The sequence below is a fragment of the Streptomyces sp. NPDC050738 genome (genome assembly GCF_040654175.1).
GTDB lineage: Bacteria > Actinomycetota > Actinomycetes > Streptomycetales > Streptomycetaceae > Streptomyces.
Window position 1 is genome coordinate 1 of the sequence record NZ_JBFAHN010000011.1, and the last position, 16,594, is coordinate 16,594.

General features: G+C 69.2%; 13 protein-coding genes. 7 read left to right on the forward strand and 6 right to left on the reverse strand.

The features are described 5' to 3' along the window. Positions 1-124: 124 nt before the first annotated feature. Positions 125-748 carry a helix-turn-helix domain-containing protein gene (locus tag AB0H78_RS25630; protein ID WP_363236926.1) on the forward strand — a complete coding sequence of 208 codons (624 nt, stop codon included), beginning with the start codon at positions 125-127 and terminating at the stop codon, positions 746-748. Between the two features lie 161 nt (positions 749-909). Further along, positions 910-1,794: an SGNH/GDSL hydrolase family protein gene (locus AB0H78_RS25635; RefSeq protein WP_363236927.1), complete on the forward strand. Its 885-nt coding sequence runs from the start codon at positions 910-912 to the stop codon at positions 1,792-1,794. A 7-nt stretch (positions 1,795-1,801) separates the two neighbouring features. Here AB0H78_RS25635 and AB0H78_RS25640 read toward each other — a convergent pair whose 3' ends face one another. Genes AB0H78_RS25640 through AB0H78_RS25655 form a run of 4 tightly spaced genes read right to left on the reverse strand, consistent with a single transcriptional unit; the run spans position 1,802 to position 6,198 of the window. Next, positions 1,802-2,494, reverse strand: a complete 693-nt coding sequence (locus tag AB0H78_RS25640) for a zinc-binding dehydrogenase (RefSeq protein WP_363236928.1) — start codon at positions 2,492-2,494, stop codon at positions 1,802-1,804. Continuing rightward, entirely contained in the window at positions 2,491-2,979 is a 489-nt protein-coding gene (locus tag AB0H78_RS25645) for an alcohol dehydrogenase catalytic domain-containing protein (RefSeq protein WP_363236929.1), read from the reverse strand. The genes AB0H78_RS25640 and AB0H78_RS25645 overlap by 4 nt, the downstream gene beginning before the upstream one ends. Continuing rightward, complete coding sequence (locus AB0H78_RS25650; RefSeq protein WP_363236931.1) at positions 2,976-4,487, reverse strand: NAD(P)/FAD-dependent oxidoreductase; 1,512 nt, start codon at positions 4,485-4,487, stop codon at positions 2,976-2,978. The genes AB0H78_RS25645 and AB0H78_RS25650 overlap by 4 nt, the downstream gene beginning before the upstream one ends. A gap of 40 nt (positions 4,488-4,527) precedes the next feature. Beyond that, on the reverse strand, positions 4,528-6,198 hold the full coding sequence (locus AB0H78_RS25655; RefSeq protein ID WP_363236932.1) for an MFS transporter: 1,671 nt from the start codon (positions 6,196-6,198) through the stop codon (positions 4,528-4,530). 304 nt (positions 6,199-6,502) lie between these two features. On the opposite strand from AB0H78_RS25655, the gene AB0H78_RS25660 reads away from it, so the two are divergent. Continuing rightward, the gene (locus AB0H78_RS25660; RefSeq protein WP_363236933.1) at positions 6,503-7,135 is read left to right on the forward strand and encodes a TetR/AcrR family transcriptional regulator; all 633 of its coding nucleotides are present in this window, start codon (positions 6,503-6,505) and stop codon (positions 7,133-7,135) included. A gap of 45 nt (positions 7,136-7,180) precedes the next feature. On the opposite strand, the gene AB0H78_RS25665 is transcribed toward AB0H78_RS25660, so the two are convergent. Continuing rightward, positions 7,181-8,824, reverse strand: a complete 1,644-nt coding sequence (locus tag AB0H78_RS25665; RefSeq protein ID WP_363236934.1) for a ricin-type beta-trefoil lectin domain protein — start codon at positions 8,822-8,824, stop codon at positions 7,181-7,183. Positions 8,825-8,922: 98 nt separating this feature from the next. After that, positions 8,923-10,671 (reverse strand): sodium:proton antiporter, encoded by a 1,749-nt coding sequence (locus AB0H78_RS25670; RefSeq protein ID WP_363236935.1) that lies wholly within the window; start codon positions 10,669-10,671, stop codon positions 8,923-8,925. Between the two features lie 229 nt (positions 10,672-10,900). Between AB0H78_RS25670 and AB0H78_RS25675 the strand changes: the two genes are divergently transcribed. The 4 genes from AB0H78_RS25675 to AB0H78_RS25690 all read left to right on the forward strand — a co-directional run bounded on the left by AB0H78_RS25675 (position 10,901) and on the right by AB0H78_RS25690 (position 16,575). Further along, positions 10,901-11,560, forward strand: a complete 660-nt coding sequence (locus AB0H78_RS25675) for a TetR/AcrR family transcriptional regulator (RefSeq protein WP_363236936.1) — start codon at positions 10,901-10,903, stop codon at positions 11,558-11,560. Positions 11,561-11,695: 135 nt separating this feature from the next. Then, positions 11,696-13,063, forward strand: coding sequence for a GH1 family beta-glucosidase (locus AB0H78_RS25680; RefSeq protein ID WP_363236937.1), 1,368 nt, complete (start codon positions 11,696-11,698; stop codon positions 13,061-13,063). Positions 13,064-13,077: 14 nt separating this feature from the next. Then, positions 13,078-14,352, forward strand: a complete 1,275-nt coding sequence (locus tag AB0H78_RS25685) for an MFS transporter (protein ID WP_363236939.1) — start codon at positions 13,078-13,080, stop codon at positions 14,350-14,352. Between the two features lie 156 nt (positions 14,353-14,508). Next, positions 14,509-16,575: a discoidin domain-containing protein gene (locus AB0H78_RS25690; protein WP_363236940.1), complete on the forward strand. Its 2,067-nt coding sequence runs from the start codon at positions 14,509-14,511 to the stop codon at positions 16,573-16,575. Positions 16,576-16,594 lie beyond the last annotated feature (19 nt).

Genomic DNA, 16,594 nt, shown 5'->3' on the forward strand with positions numbered 1-16,594 from the left:
GTTGTTGTTTTGTCTGTGACGGGCGTTCTGGCGTGTGCTCTCCCGCTGCGCGCTGTTCCCGGCGGCGCGGCCCGGCCGCGCGCGCCATCGGGGGGGGGCCGCCGCGGCCCCCACGGCGCTGGGTGTGCCCAAGCGCGACCGGTACGTGGTCGTCGTCATCGCCCAGGACTCCCAGGATCCCGCCTCACCCGCCGACCCGGGCCCCGCTCTGGAGGCGCTCGGTCTGTGGTCGTTCTGGCGGCCGCGCGCAGGCAGCGTCGCAGGGCTGGTGAGGTGCGGGACGGTCGATCCCGCCCTGATCGCCGGCGCGCTGGGCCGGCAGGAGGGATGCAGGGCCGGGGTCTCCCCGCGCTTCGAGGAGCTGGCTCTGGCCGATCAAGGGCTGCGCCTCGCACTCCGCGCGCTGGCCACGCTTCCGCCGGGCACCGGTCAGGTGGCCGATCTCGACGAGCGTCTGGTGCATGCCGCCCTCGGCGCGGAACCTGAGATCGCGGACCGTCTGGTGATGCGCTATCTGGAGGGTGTGCTGCACAGCGGGAACGAGCGTCCGGAGCTGCTGGACACGCTGCGCACGTGGCTCGACTCGGGCTGCTCGGCCTCGCTCACCGCCGCGCAGCTCTTCTGCCACCGCAACACGGTGCTCAATCGCATCGGCCGGGTCGCGGAACTGACCGGCTGGCCGCCGGAGTCGGGCGAGGCGCGGCTGGGATGGGCGTTGGCCTTGCGCGCGTTGGAGCTCGCCCGCTGACGCGGCCGCCGCCCAGCGGACGGACACCGATGCTGGGCCCTTGCACATGGTCCCCGGTGAGGTGAGGGCAGAAGCTGTTGCGGCCGGCCGTCCCCGTTCACCTGCGCAAGGGAACGGCCAGGCAGCGCCCGCGTGCCCGCCCGAGAAGTGGAGAACACCTCATGATGAAGCGCCTGCGCGCCGTACTGACCGCCACCGCCCTGTGCGGGGGAGCGCTCGGAGCACCGGCGATGACGCCGTCCGCCGCGGCCGCCGACGGCCGCCCGCTCACGTACGTGGCACTCGGCGACTCCTACGCGGCAGCTCCGCTCGTGCGCCCCACCGACGTATCGAACCTGCGGTGCATGCGGTCACTGGCGGACTATCCGCACGTCGCAGCCCGGGCGCTGGGCGCCGCCCTGACCGACGTCAGCTGCTCGGGCGCCACCGCCGACCACCTGAGCAGCTCTCAGTTCACGGGCACCGTGCCCCAGTACAACGCGCTCTCCAAAGACACCGACGTCGTCAGCATCACCATCGGCGGCAACGACACCACCATGTTCCAACTGGCGCTCAGCTGCGTGAACGTACTCCCTGAGCCCCTCGGCGCGAGCTGCGCGCGCACCAACACTGACGGCGGCACGGACAAGGTCGCGGCGGCCATCGACGCCTGGGCGCCCACGTTCGGCACTGTCCTGGACGCCATCCACGCGAAGGCGCCCCATGCCGAGGTGTACGTCGTCGGATACGGGAACTACCTTCGCTCCGGCGGGTGTTACCCCGCCCAGCCGTTCTGGGGCGAGGACGCGGACTACGTCCAGGGCAAGGTCGACCACCTGGGTGGCGTCCTCGAGCAGGCGGCAGCGCGGCACGGCGCCACGTTCGTGGACACCAAGGCCTTGGGCGTCGGCCACGACGCGTGTGCAGCACCGGCGGACCGCTATATGGAGGGTGCGGTCTCCACCCGCGACGCGTTCCCGCTGCACCCCAACGCCGATGGCTCCCAGGTCATCGGCAGGGCCCTGGCCGCATCCGTACAGGAGCATTCCGGGGCGGATCTCCGCTGAGCGGCGGTTACTTGGTCACGATCTGCTCCGAGTCCATGGCGGGGTCGATGAGGACCTTGCCGTGCGACTCGGGGTCGGCGAGCGCCGAGAAGGCGTGCGCGGCGCCCGCGAGCCCCACGCTCCCGGTGACGAGGTGGGAGGCGTCGAGCGTGCCGTCGGCGAGTGCGTGAAGGGTGTCGCGGAATTCCAGCGGGGTGTAGCCCACGACGAACCTCAGGTCGAGTTCCTTGTTGACGGCGAGCGAGGGCCGGATGCTGTCGGAGCCCATACAGACCCCGACGACGACCACACGCGCGTGCATCGGTGCTGCTGCCAGGATGCCGTCGAGCATGCCGGGGGTGCCGACGCACTCGAAGACCACCGGGCGCTTCGGGCGGGTCGCACCCACCTTGTCCAAGGCGCGCCAGGTGGTCCACCAGGGCACCGGGAGACGGCTCATGCTTTCGATGGCGTCGATTCCGGCGTTGTACATGTCGGGCATCGTGGCCGTGAAATTCTGGTCGGTGCCCCCGGGCGCCCAGGGTGAATCGGTGTCGGGATCGACCACGATGTCGGCCCCACAGCTCTTCGCGAGCGCCCGCCGGCCCGCCGAGTAGTCGCTCGCGATCACGGTGGTCACGCCGCGCGCCTTGAGTACGGCGATGACGGCGAGCCCCACGGGGCCGCAGCCCAGGACGATCGCGGTGTCCTTGCGCGTCACCTCGCCGCGGCCGACGGTACGGCGTGCCAGGCCACCGCCATGGGCTCGGTGAGCACGGCGAGATCGGGGCCGAGGCCGTTGGGGACGGGAAGGGTGAGCGACTCCTGGACGACGACCTGTTCCGCGTACCCGCCGGGAGCATCGGCTGACAGACCGATGCCGTCGACCTGGCGGCCGCGGCGGAGCAGGGGGATGCTGACCACCGGTGTGCCGGGCTTGAGCCTGCCCGAGGTCCAGGGTCCGTGTTCGACGACCTCGCCGTAGATCTCGTGCCCCATGACCACGCGCTGTCCGGAGCGCATGTAGCGCGGGTAGCCGCAGAGTTCGAGCGTGTCGGCGAGCTCGTCGCCGTGCAGGCGGGTGTGGAGGTCCGAGCCGCAGATCCCGCACCGCTTTACATCGAGCAGCAGTTGACCTGCCTTGGGGCACGGTGCCGCCAGTTCGACCAGTTCCAGGCGGCCTTGGAAGAGGCTCGCGGCCTTCATGAGGCGTCCACCGTCGTGGCCGGCCGCTGCCGCTCGGATCCGGGGGAGGGTCTCGGGGTCAGGTGATAGGCCGCCGGCTTCCAGCGGACGGCCCGGCGGCGGAAGATGAAGGTCCAGTCGGGATAGATGGTGGCGTTGCGGCCGTTCGCGTCACGGTAGAACGACTGGCAGCCGCCCGTCTCCCACACCGTCGTGGCCAGTCTGCGGTCCAGTTCGTCGTTGTACGTGTCGTGGATCCGCTGGTCGACCTCGATGGTGCCCGCGCCGGCGAGGTCGAGGGCCCGGACGGCGTTCTTCACGTGTTCGGCCTGGGCCTCGATCATGTAGACCATGGAGCTGTGTCCCAGACCGGAGTTGGGGCCGAGGAACATGAAGAAGTTCGGAAAGCGTGGAACGGACACGCCGAGGTAGGCCCGCGGCGAACCTGCCCACGCGTCGCTCATCAGCACCCCGTCGCGCCCTCGCACTTTGTCCGCGAAGGGAATGTCGGTGACGCGGAATCCGGTGCCGAAGATGATGGTGTCGACGTCGTGTTCGCCACCGGCCGAGTCGATCACGCTGTGCTCGCGTATCTCGCGCAGTGCCTGGGGGACGAGCTCCACCTGAGGTTTCTGCAGCGCGGGATACCAGGTGTTGGAGGGCACGATCCGCTTGCATCCCAGGGTGAAGTCCGGGGTGAGGGCCCGGCGGAGTGCTGGGTCCTTCACTTGGCGTTCCAGATGCTTGCGGGCGACGTTCTGGAGCACGCGCATCAGCTTCGGGCGCTTGGCGAAGCCGAGGACCAGCAGCTCTTTGGAGACGTACACCTTGCCCCGCTCGATTCTCTGGCGCAGCGGGCGCGACCGGAACCGGGCGCGTTCGGCATCGGTGATGGGCCTCTTGTCGTGGGGCATGACCCAGGGGGCGCTGCGCTGGAAGACGTACAGCTTTCCGGTGCGGTCGGCGATTTCGGGTACGTACTGGATCGCGGATGCGCCGGTGCCGATCGAGGCGACCCGCTCTCCGGTCAGGTCGTGGTCGTGGTCCCACTGCGACGAGTGCATGATCTTGCCCTGGAAGCGGTCGATTCCGGGGACGTCGGGGAGCTTGGGCTCGGTGAGCGGGCCCATAGCGCTGACGAGGACCTGCGCCGTCCAGGGCCCGTTGTCCGTCGTGACGTGCCAGAGCTGGTCGTCCTCGTCCCAGCGGGCCTCTTCGACCTCGACCCCGGTGTGCAGGTGGGGGCGCAGCCCGAAGCGGTCCAGGCAGCGCCGCAGATACGCCTGGATCTCGGGCTGCGGCGAATAGGTGGAGGTCCACTCGGGGTTGGGGGCGAAAGAGAAGGAGTAGAGGTGGGAGGGGACGTCGCAGCGGCATCCGGGATAGGTGTTGGAGCGCCACACCCCGCCGACGTCGGATCCGCGTTCCAGGATGCGGAAGTCGGTGAACCGCGATTGGCGCAGGGCGCGGCCGAGGGCGATTCCGGAGAAGCCGCTGCCGATGATGAGGACTTGAGTGTGCTGTGCCACCAGGAGTTCTCTTTCCGTGTGCGGGGTGCGGGGCGGCGCGTCAGACCGGCTGGGTGAGCCGGCTCATCTCCAGGTCCACGGCCCGCTGGTGTGCTTCGGCGTCCTCACGCGCCCGGCGCGGACTCCACCGGCCCTGCATGGCGAAGACGAACGGCAGGAACAGGATCTGCCCGCCCATGCAGACCAGCCACCAGTTGCGCCATTGTTCGGGCCCCTCGTCGGAGGCCTTCTTGACCTCCGCGCCGTGCTCCTGGAGCACCTTGAGCTGAGGTTGCGCCTTCTGGACGAGGCCCAGATCGGCCGGTCCCACTTCCTTCAACACTCTGGCCCCCAGCTCGGGAGGGGTCTTGCCCGCCGGGTACTTGGCGAGTTCGGCGAACAGCTCGGGGTGGGCATTGACCACGGCGAGGGCCGGGCCGGCCTGTGCCTGCGCGACCTGGACCTCATGGCCGTGCTCGACGATCGGAGTCACAGAGGTCACCGCGACAGGTACGAACGCGGCGGACACGGCGACGACCACGCGCAGGATCCAGCCCCACACGGCCAGCCCCGTCGCAGTGGCCGCGGGGTTGTGCCGCTCGACGGTCTCGGTGTACGCCGCCATCCAGGGTGCGTAGGTGAGTCCGCTGAAGAGGCCGAGGGCGACGAAGAGCCAGGCGAACGTGTAGTACCCCGTCTCCGGTCGGGTGGCAAGCGAGGCGAACACAGCGGTGCAGGCCACGGATCCGACGCCGCCCACGATCATGAGGGGCTTGCGTACGCGCAACCGGTCGGAGAGGACTCCGGCCCCGATCAGGGCGAAGGCACTCGCCGCCCAGTACCAGTTGCCGAGGGCGTTGGCGCGCTGCTCGCTGTAGCCGTAGAGAGCCGAGTAGTAGATCACGAGGTTGCCGACCGCGGCGTAGTAGAAGAGCAGGTAGACGCTGATGGCGAAGGCCGGGCCCAGAATGCGGGGGCGCAGCATCTGCCGCCAGTGGCCGGTGGTCTGCGACTCGGGGGCGATACCCCGGGCGCGGGCTTCGATCAGAGCGCGGTCGTGCATGCTGACCATGATCTGGTCGCGCAGTCGCGGAGAGAGTTCCCGCAGCCCGAAGAGGGCGACGACGAAAGCGATGAGCGCTGCCACGCCGGCGTAGCGCAGTTCGTCCTGCCAGCCGGAGGTGTCCAGCGTCGCGCTGGTCACGGTGGTGACGACGAGGCTGCCGAGGATGGGCCCCATGGTCCAGGAGCCCATGGCGGTGGCCCGGCCGAGCTGGGGCGAGAAGTCACGGATGAGCGCCGGCGTCGCGACGAGGACGATGCCCTCGATGAAGTACAGGGCGCAGAAGAGCACCAGGTACGCCGTCTTGTTCGGCGCACTGGGGAGGAACAGGACCAGGACGGCGGCCAGAAGCACGCCGTAGACGACCATGTTGGCGCGACCCCACCGGTCCGCGAGGCCCGCGATCAGGGAGGCGAAGGCGCCGACGGCGTTCCCCGCGACCGACAGCATGATGAAGTATCCGAAGGTCATGCCGTAGTGGGCCATGATCGATGTGGCGACGGCGTACTGGATGTAGAGCAGGTAGTAGAGCACCACAGTGGTGAGGACGACGATCCCCAAGTACGTGTAGCGGCGCGCGGGTTCGGGGTACGTGCGCAGGTCGCGGTTCCAGAGCCGGGAGAGCACCCCTGGTGAGGGGTCGTCCAGGACGGGGGAGGTGACGGACATGCGGCGGCTCCTGTGGGTTGAGGTGTGCCCGGCCGGCGAGGGGGATCTCGGGGTCCGCAGGGCAGGGAGAAGCACATCGATCGCCGTTCCCTGAGTGGGTCCGTCTGGCGCCGCGGTGCACCGGGGGACCGCAGGGAGAGCGGTGTGGCAAGCAGTATGTGAGCGGGTCCGGCGGGTGCACAAGATTCAGGAACGCACGAGTTCCAGATTCTTTTCCGGCCGTTCGCCGCTCCAGTGACTAGGGTCTGAGCGGTGGACCCGGGAGCAGTGCGCGAGCGGGTTCGCGTCCGGGAAGGGGAACGGGTTGACTGAGCATGCGGCGGCCGAGCGCGTACGGGGCGAGACGTACGGCGGGCAATCCCGCGAGGCGCGCGCTGCCGAACGGCGTGAACGCCTGATCGGGGCCGGCCTGGAACTCTTCGCCGCGCGCGCCTTCGACGACGTCACCGTGGCCGATGTCTGTGCGCGCGCGAAGGTGTCGAAGCGCTACTTCTACGAACACTTCGCCGACCGCGAGAGCTTGCTGCTCGTGGTGCACCGCGAGCAGAACGAGTGGCTGCTGGCCGGTGTGGCCGCGGCGGCGCCGCAGGAGCCCGCCGATCTCGACGCGCTGATGCGGCCGATGATGACGGCGCTGGTGCACCTGCTCGCCGATCACCCGGACTCGGCGAGGGTCATCTACATCAACGCACCCCGCATGGAGCTCAGGCGCCGTGGACTGCTGCGCCAGGATGCCGAGGTGTTCGGCCGGCTCATCCACCGGACCGTGCCCGCCCCCGCCGATCGGATGCGCCACGACCGGATGCTGCTGGGGCTGGTGGCCGGAGTGACCGAGGTGCTGATCGACTGGCTGGAGCAGGGCATGACGGGCGATCCCGATGTCCTGGCCGACCACCTCACCGGATTCGCGCTCGCGCTCCTGGCCGGCACCGGGTGAGACCGCGCCGCCTGGCCGGATACGGTCCGGCCAGGCGGCGACGGGTCAGCCCAGGCTCCACTGCTGGTTGGCGCCTGCGTTGCAGTTCCACAGCTCCAGAGCGACTCCGTTGACGTTCCCTGCGGGTTTGTCGCCTCCCGTGACGTCGAGGCACAGCCCCGATTGGGTGCCGGTGACCGTTCCGTTGGGGTTGAGCCGCCACTGCTGGTTGGCACCGCCGTTGCAGGTCCACAGTTGGATCGCGGTGCCTGGGGCGGTCCGGTTGTCGTTGGCGTCGAGGCACTGCGAGCCGTTGTACAGGCGCAGTTCGCCGGCGGCGGTCAGTGTCACGGCCTGGTTGGCTCCGCCGTGGCAGTCCCAGATCTCGATCTTGGTGCCGGGCGTCGTCGCACCGCCGGCCGCGTCGAGGCAGCGCTGCGAGGATGCGCTGATCAGCGGGTGGGTCGTACCCGTGCTGCTGCCGGTGCCTGCCGAGACGCGGTACATCACCGTGCCGTGCGCGGGTACCGATGCGCTGATCGCGCCGGTGGTCGAAGAGACCGCCTTGGACCACAGGTTGGCGAGCCGGTACGACGATGCTGCCGGGAGTCCGGCCGCGGCTGCCGTGGTGCTGACGGTGGCGGGGGAGCCGTTCTCATTGGTGAGGGTGATCGAGCGGTCGCCGTTGGACAGCTGCCTGGACATCACGACCAGGCCGCCGGAGGACGAGACGACGGTGCCCTGCTTGCCCAGGGAGTCCTGGTCGACGGCGATGACATCGGTGTTCCTCAGGATGGTCAGCGTCGCCGGGCTCGCGGAGCGGATGTCGCTGCCGATGAGCAGGGGGGATGCCATCTGCGCCCAGAGGCTGAAGTGCGTGCGGTATTCGGTGTCGGTCATGCCGCCGTTGCCGACCTCCAGCATGTCCGGGTCGTTCCAGGCGCCGGGTTTGGCGTACGGGGCGAGTGGCTGGTTCTCGTGCGCCTTGCCGATCATGCTGGACCAGTTGTCGCTGATATCACCGGTGGTGCGCCAGGAATTGCCGATGGGCGGGGCCCAGTTCCAGGGCTGGTTCGAGCCCCACTCACAGATGCTGTAGAGGATCGGGCGGCCGGTGGCCTTGAGTGCGTCGCCCATCGTCTTGTACCGGGTCTGCGCATCGGCCCCGGTGTTGTTGCAGTTGTCGTACTTCAGGTAGTCCACGCCCCAGGAGGCCCAGAGGGTGGCGTCCTGCTTCTCGTGCCCGAGGCCGCCGGGGAAGCCGTTGCTCGCGCAGGTCTTGGTGCCCGCGCTGGAGTACAGGCCGAACTTCAGGCCTTTGGAGTGGACGTAGTCCGCGACCGCCTTGATGCCGTTCGGGAAGCGCACCGGGTCGGGGACCAGGTTGCCCGAGGCGTCCCGCGAGGGCAGCGCCCAGCAGTCGTCGAGGTTGACGTAGGTGTAACCGGCGGCTTTGAGGCCCTTGGAGACGAAGATGTCGGCGATGCCCTTGACCATCGCCTCGTTGAACTGCGAGCCGCAGCCCGTGGTGTTCCAGTTGTTGAAGCCCATCTGCGGGGTCCGGGCCAGCCCGTTCTCCAGAGCGGCGGCCTGCGGCGCGGAGGCCACGGAGGCCAATGCGGCCGTGCCGGTCAGACCGCCGACAGTGAGTGCGAGTGAAGCGGCCGAAACCGCGAAGCGCTGTCTGAAACTGTGCCGATCGTTAGGCATGTGCGGCTCCTTGGGGGGTGGTTGGCGCACAATTCAACAAGGCCGAACGAAAACAACCGCATCAGACTCTCGCCGCACTCAAGTGTCAAGGGGGTGCGCTAGAGATCGCGTGACGTGGCCTGGATCTGCTGGAGTTGGGCCGCTTCCACATCGATCGCGTTCTGGATGCGGTTGAGCGCGCGGGAGCTGTACGCACCGGATGCGCGGGCCTTGAGCACATGTGCCGTCTCCGCATCCAGCAGCCGCAGGCTCAGCTGCAGGTACTGGTGGTCACGCACGTCGGTGTCGGGCGTCCGCTCACGGCTGGGCCGGCTCTTGTCATGGGCGAGGAGACGGTTGTTCGCACGGATGTGGGCGACGACCCTGGGGTCGTACGGGGTGCCGTCGGCAGTGGTCGTGCCCGGGTCGTCGAGGACGGCGACGACCGTCTCCCGGAGCTCGGTGAGCAGATGCGTGAAGTCGTCGCGCAGGCGCTCGGGATCGTCGGCGGGGATCTTCACCCTGCGGATGACCCAGGGCAGGCTCAGCCCCTGGAGCAACAGTGTCGTGGCGGCGACGACGAAGGCGATCAGGATCAACTGCGGCCTGAGCGGGGTGTCCTGGGGCAATGTCTGGGCGGCGGCGAGGGTGATCGCACCGCGCATCCCGGACCAGGCCAGGACCACACCGCCGCGCCAGCCGAGGGTCTCGTTGAGGGAGAAATCCAGATTGGCCGACACTCGCGTGATCCGGCGCTCGACCCGCTCCATCCACTTCTCGCTCCGAGGCCCTTGGGGGCTGCGGGCCGTCAGTTCTCCGGATTGGAGATCGTCCCGCATCTGCTCGACCCGCGGCTTGGCATCGGCGGCGCGGCGCTGTTCGCGGCGGCTGGAGGCGATGAGGGGGACGACGTACACCATCCGCAGGACCACGGCAGTCGCGGCAGCAAGCAGGCCGATGCCCAGCGTGCGCGCAAAGCTGGGGCCGGTATCGCCCACCTCGTCCACCAGGGTCTTCACGCTCAGACCCATCAGCAGGAACATTCCGTTCTCGAGGAGGAAGGACAGGGTGCGCCAGTTCGTCGCCTCGGCAAGGCGGTCCTGGGCCCGGAGGCGCCGTGGACTCTCATGGCCGGTGACGATTCCGGCCACGACGACCGCCAGCACCCCGGAGGCGTCGAACTCCTCGGCCGGCAGGTAGGCGATGAAGGGGACGACGAAGGAGATGGCCGTGTTCAGCACCGGATCCTTGAACAGGGCCCGCACCCGCACATTGAGCAGCCCCACCACCAGGCCGACGGCGATGGCCACGACCACGGCGTAGACGAACTTCCCGGCGACCGACCACACCGACACGGTGCCGGCGAACGCGGCGACAGCGGACCGCAGGAGCACCAGGGCGGAAGCGTCATTGACCAGCCCCTCTCCCTCCAGGAGGGTCAACAAGCGGTGGGGGAGGCCGAGTTTGCGGCCGACCGCGGTGGCGGCGACCGCATCGGTGGGGCTGATGACGGCACCGAGCGCGAAGGCCGCGGGCCAGCCGATGCTCGGGAGCAGCCAGTGGAACAACCAGCCGGTGCCGAGCGTGGTCACCACGACCAGCACCACGGCCAGGGACGTGATTGGTCTGATGTTGCGGCGGAAGTCCACCACCGGCATGGTGACGGCGGCGGAGTAGAGCAGTGGCGGCAGCACTCCGGCGAGAATCCACTCGGGTTCCACGTCCGGATGCGGCACACCGGGCACAAAACTCAGGCCGATCCCGACGATGACCAGGCTCAACGGCGCTGCCAGACCGAGGCGTTCGGAGAACGCGGCGACAGCGACGAGGCTGATGACGCCGACGACTGCGATGAGGGTCAGTTCCATTCCGAGGGGACAGCCTTCCGGTGAGCGGCAGAGGGCTCCGCCGGTCATCTTGGGGCCCCACGGCCTTGGTGACCATGGATTCGCAGCGTAGTGGAAGGAGCGGCCGTCCAAAGGGGGGCACGGACTGGTGCCGGCGACCAAGGCGGGGAGCGTCGGGCCCCCCGTACCCACGAGCACCTCGATGGCGGAGTGTTACGTTCGCGCCATCGGACGACTGGGGACGCGTGTGGTGACGGAAGCAGGGGAGCCGCGGCCGGCATCGCGGGCGCGGGTGCGCAGGCAGCCGCAGCAGGCGCGCAGCCGGGCCCGGGTCGAGGCCATTCTCGCCGCGGCCGACCGGATCATGTCCCAGGAGGGATACGAGTCGCTGACGATGCGGCGGATCGCCGAGGAGGCGGGCACGCCGGTCGGCAGCATCTACCAGTTCTACCCGGACAAGAGCGCCGTCGTGGACGCGCTGGGCCAGCGGTATCTGGAGGGCTTCAAGACCGCCATCGACGAGCTGGTGGAGCGCGCCGTCGCGAGCGAACTGACTGATCTGGTCGGCACGATGGTCGATGTCTACGCCGAGCTCATCCGCTCCCAGCCGGGCGGTATCGCGCTGTGGGCCGGGCGGCATCTCAGCCCCGAGCTCGCTCGGGCCGACGAGGCGACCAACACGCTCGTCGCCGAGGGCATGCAGCGCATCGTGGAGCACCTGACCGGCGGGCCCGGCGGTGCGCGGGCGCAACGGGCGACGCGGATGGTGGTGTGGGCCGCCAACGCCGTCCTGCACGAGGTGTTCAAGAGCGACGGCGAGCCGGACCTGGAGACGGTGGACGAGCTCAAGCGGATGCTCAACGCCTACTGGGCGGACCTGCGCAGCCGGCTGACGGCCGCCCAGGGGTAACGTCGAGCCATAGAACATGAACGAGGGTTCATGTTATGTTGCGGCCCCCTCGGACGATGCGCCGCGCCCGCCAACAGCCGCTTCCAGGGCTGCCGTTGGCGTGGTGCGCGCATCAGTGAATGAAGGCAGGCAACAGTGACCACGAGCTCCACCGATGCCACCTGGCCTCCGCGGCTCCCGGCCGACTTCACCTGGGGCGTCTCGACCGCCGCGTACCAGATCGAGGGCGCGGCCGACGAGGACGGCAAGGGCGCGTCGATCTGGGACACCTTCGTACGGCGCCCCGGAGCCGTACGCGACGGCCACACCGGCGACGTGGCCTGCGACCACTACCACCGGTTCGACGAGGACATCGCGCTGATGGGCCGGCTCGGGCTCGACGCCTATCGCTTCTCCCTCTCCTGGCCGCGCATCGTGCCGACGGGCGCGGGCAAGGTCGAGCCGCGCGGACTGGACTTCTACGACCGGCTGGTCGACGCGCTGCTCGACGCGGGGATCGAGCCCACACCCACCCTCTTCCACTGGGACCTGCCGCAATCCCTGGAGGACCAGGGCGGATGGCTGAACCGCGATACCGCAGAGCACTTCGCCCAGTACGCGGCCGTGGTCGCGGAGCGGCTCGGTGACCGCGTCAAGCGGTGGATCACCTTGAACGAGCCCTTCGTGCACATGTCGTTCGGCTACGGCTTCGGTGTCCACGCGCCGGGCCGCGCCCTGTTGCTGGACGCCCTGCCCGCCGCGCACCACCAGCTCCTCGGCCACGGCCTCGCGACCGCCGCCCTGCGGAACACCGTTCCCGGTGCTCAGATACTGATCTCCAACAACTGCACGCCCGTCCGTCTGCGTTCCGACGCCCGGTCGGACGAGGACTCGGCGGCGGCCTCCGCCTACGACGCCCTGCACAACCGCCTCTTCAACGACCCGTTGCTGCTCGGCAGTTACCCCGACCTGTCGGCCTACGGCATGCCTGACCCGAGCTGGGCAGGCGTGGTGCGCGACGGCGACCTCGCCACCATCGCCGCACCGCTGGACGGCCTCGGCGTCAACTACTACAACCCCACCTGGATCACCGCACCGGCCGATCCGGCCGCCGGACTTCCCTTCGACCTGGCCGAGCCCGAAGAGCCGTACGAGCGGACCGCGTTCGGCTGGCCGGTGGTCCCCGACGGGCTCACGGCGGTCCTCACCGGCCTCAAGGCCCGCTACGGCGACGCCCTGCCACCGGTGTGGATCACCGAGAACGGTTGCTCCCAGCCGGCCGGGCTGCAGGACCAGGCACGTATCGACTACCTCTCCGGCCACATCACGGCGCTCGCGCGCGCCATGGCCCAAGGGGTGGACGTACGCGGATACTTCACCTGGTCGCTGCTCGACAACTTCGAATGGGCCGAGGGCTATCACCAGCGTTTCGGACTGGTCGAGGTCGACTTCGCCACTCAACAGCGCACGCCCCGGGCGAGCTTCGCGTGGTATCGCGACCTGATCGCCGCCCAGCGGTCCTGAGCGACGGAGTCATCATGGCCCACGCCCCTGCGGAGGATGCCGAGGACGCTGCCGCCTTCACGTCCGCCTTCGCCGAGCCCACGGTCCCGGTCGAGGCCGGCTGGACACTGCACCTCTCGCTGGCCACGCTCGCCGTCTTCATGGCGTTCATGACACCCATCCAGATCCTGCTGCCACTCCAGTTGGAGCACATCGACCCGCACGGCAAGAACGATGCGCTCTCGCTCGTCACCGGCCTCGGCGCGCTCGTGGCGGTGCTCGCCAACCCGCTTGCCGGCGCTTGGTCGGACCGGACCACGAGCAGGTTCGGCCGCCGCCGCCCCTGGATTCTCGGCGGCGCTCTCGCCGGGGCCGCAGGCCTGATGGTCACCGCCTCCCAGCACACCGTCACGGGGGTCGCCGTCGGCTGGTGCCTCGCGCAGGCGGGACTGAACGCGATGCTGGCCGGGGTCACCACCCCGATCGCCGACCGGGTGCCGCTCGCCCAGCGCGCTCAAGTCTCCGGCTGGACCGGCCTCATGCAGGCCTTCGGCCTGGTCGTGGGTGCGCTGATCACCACACTGCTGATCACCGGCGTCGGCTCCGGCTACGGCACCCTCGCCGCGCTCACCGTCGCACTCGCCCTCCCCTTCGTACTGCGTCACACCGAACCGCCCCTGCCCCGGGCGCTGCGCCCAGCCTTCGACGCCCGCACCTTCGCGCGCTCGCTGTGGGTGAGCCCCCGCCGGAATCCCGACTTCGGCTGGGCATGGCTCACGCGGTTCCTGATCAACTTGGGGAACGCGCTCGGCACGCTCTACCTGTTCTACTTCCTCGCGGACGCCGTCGACTACGACGACCCCGGCACCGGCGTACTGATCCTCACGGTCGTCTACACCTTCTGCGCCGCACTGACGGCCGTCCCCGCCGGTGTACTGTCCGACCGCCTCGGACGCCGCAAGGTCTTCGTGGTCCTCTGTGCGCTGGTCATGACCGCTGCCGCACTGCTGCTCGCGATGGTCCACACCTGGCCGTCCGCCCTCGTCGCCGCGGCCGTACTGGGCGCGGGCTACGGCATCTACCTCGCCGTCGACCAGGCCCTGGTGACCCAAGTCCTGCCCGAGGCGGCCGACCGGGCCAAAGACCTCGGTGTCATCAACATCGCCAACTCCGGCCCCCAGGTGCTCGCCCCCGCGCTCGCCTCGCCGATCATCACCCACCTCGGCGGCTACACCGGCCTGTACGCCACTGCGGCCCTGGTGATCCTCATCGGCGGCGTCCTCGTCAACCGCATCCGCGGTGTGGCCTGACGGTGACGGGACCTCAACCGGCGGCAGCAGGGCGCAAGTCCGCCAAACCTGAGAAATATTCATCTTTGCCGTCCCGGACTGTTGACTCCGCCGGTCGTGGTCGCAATTCTGAATACCCGTCAGTAACTGGCATGTCCACGCCAACCAAGGTGAGTGATGACCATGGTTCACCCCCCACGCCGCAGGCTCAGATCCTTCACGGTGGCATCCCTGCTTCTCGCCGTGATGGCCCTGGTGCTCGGCCCGATGCCCAGCTCGGCGGCGGACACCAACTGGTGGACCCCGACCGCGCGGCCCACGCCCGACGCACAGGTCGACGTCACGGGTGAGCCCTTCAAGGGCACCGACGCCCAGGGCCGCGTCAGGGGCTTCGTCGACGCCCACGACCACATCATGGCCAACGAGGGATTCGGCGGCCGGCTGATCTGCGGCAAGCCGTTCTCGGAGCAGGGCGTGGCCGACGCGCTCAAGGACTGTCCCGAGCACTACCCCGACGGCTCGCTCGCCGTCTTCGACATGATCACCAAGGGGGGTGACGGCAGGCACGACCCCGTCGGGTGGCCCACCTTCAAGGACTGGCCCGCCCACGACTCGCTGACCCACCAGCAGAACTACTACGCCGGCATCGAGCGGGCCTGGCGCAGCGGCCAGCGGATCCTGGTCAACGACCTCGTCACCAACGGCGTGATCTGCTCGGTCTACCCCTTCAAGGACCGCAGCTGCGACGAGATGACCGCCATCCGGCTCGAGGCGAAGAAGTCGTACGACATGCAGGCCTTCATCGACAAGATGTACGGCGGCCCGGGCAAGGGCTGGTTCCGGATCGTCACCAGCAGTACCCAGGCCCGCGAGGTCATCGGACAGGGCAAGCTGGCCGTCGTCCTGGGCGTCGAGACCTCCGAGCCGTTCGGCTGCAAGCAGATCCTGGACATCGCGCAGTGCGACAAGGGCGACATCGACCGCGGCCTGGACGAACTGCACCGACTGGGCGTGAGCAGCATGTTCCTGTGCCACAAGTTCGACAACGCCCTGTGCGGCGTGCGCTACGACTCCGGCACCCTCGGGACAGCGATCAACGTGGGCCAGTTCCTGTCGACCGGCACCTTCTGGAAGACGGAGACCTGCCGCGGCCCGCAGCATGACAACCCCATCGGGAACGCGGCGGCGGCGCAGGCCGAGAAGCTGCTGCCGGCAGGGGTGTCCGTACCCCGGTACGCCTCGGACGCGCAGTGCAACACCCGGGGGCTGACCGACCTGGGCGCGTACGCGGTGCGAGGGATGATGAAACGCAACATGATGCTCGAGGTCGACCACATGAGCGTCAAGGCCGCGGACCAGGCCTTCGACGTCCTTGAATCCGAGTCGTACCCGGGTGTCATCTCCTCGCACAGCTGGATGGACCTGGGCTGGACCGAACGGCTGTACCAGCTCGGCGGGTTCAGTGCCCAGTACATGAGCGGCTCCGAGGCGTTCAGCGCCGAAGCCGAGCGGACGGACGCGCTGCGCGAGAAGTACAAGGTCGGCTACGGCTTCGGCACCGACATGAACGGCGTCGGCGGCTGGCCGGCCCCGCGGGGCAAGGACGCCGCCAACCCGGTCACGTACCCCTTCCGCAGCGCCGACGGCGGCTCGTTGATCGGCAAACAGACCACGGGCGAGCGCACCTGGGACTTCAACACCGACGGCGGCGCGCACTACGGAATGGTCCCCGACTGGATCGAGGACATCCGCAACGTCGGCGGCCAGGGCGTCGTGGACGACCTCTTCGCCGGCGCCGAGTCCTACCTCCGCACCTGGGGCAACGCCGAGAAGCACACCCCCGGGCAGAACCTGGCCGCGGGCGCCACTGCCTCGGCGTCCTCGTCGGAATGGTGGAACCCGGCCGTCAGCTTCGCCCCCGGAAAGGCCGTCGACGGCGACTACGGCACCCGCTGGGCCAGCGAGTGGAGCACCGGCCAGTGGCTGAAGATCGACCTCGGATCCACACATCAGGTCAAGCGCGTCACCCTCGACTGGGAGGAGGCGTTCGCGAAGTCGTACCGCGTCGAGCTGTCGGAGGACGGGGCGAACTGGAAGACGGCCTGGTCCACGGCCGCCGGTGACGGAGGCCTGGACACGGCGCGGTTCGCCGCGATTCCAGCGCGCTACGTACGGATCCAGGGCCTGGAGCGCGGCACCAAGTGGGGCTACTCCCTGCAGGAAGCAGGCGTCTACTCCGACTGACGACACCATCACCGGCCCC

Excerpts from the sequence above, each read along its gene's own strand:
- AB0H78_RS25645 (WP_363236929.1), bottom strand. The coding sequence starts at position 2,979 with ATGAAGGCCGCGAGCCTCTTCCAAGGCCGCCTGGAACTGGTCGAACTG.
- AB0H78_RS25690 (WP_363236940.1), top strand. The coding sequence starts at position 14,509 with ATGACCATGGTTCACCCCCCACGCCGCAGGCTCAGATCCTTCACGGTG.
- AB0H78_RS25685 (WP_363236939.1), top strand. The coding sequence starts at position 13,078 with ATGGCCCACGCCCCTGCGGAGGATGCCGAGGACGCTGCCGCCTTCACG.
- AB0H78_RS25670 (WP_363236935.1), bottom strand. The coding sequence starts at position 10,671 with ATGGAACTGACCCTCATCGCAGTCGTCGGCGTCATCAGCCTCGTCGCT.
- AB0H78_RS25665 (WP_363236934.1), bottom strand. The coding sequence starts at position 8,824 with ATGCCTAACGATCGGCACAGTTTCAGACAGCGCTTCGCGGTTTCGGCC.
- AB0H78_RS25635 (WP_363236927.1), top strand. The coding sequence starts at position 910 with ATGATGAAGCGCCTGCGCGCCGTACTGACCGCCACCGCCCTGTGCGGG.
- AB0H78_RS25655 (WP_363236932.1), bottom strand. The coding sequence starts at position 6,198 with ATGTCCGTCACCTCCCCCGTCCTGGACGACCCCTCACCAGGGGTGCTC.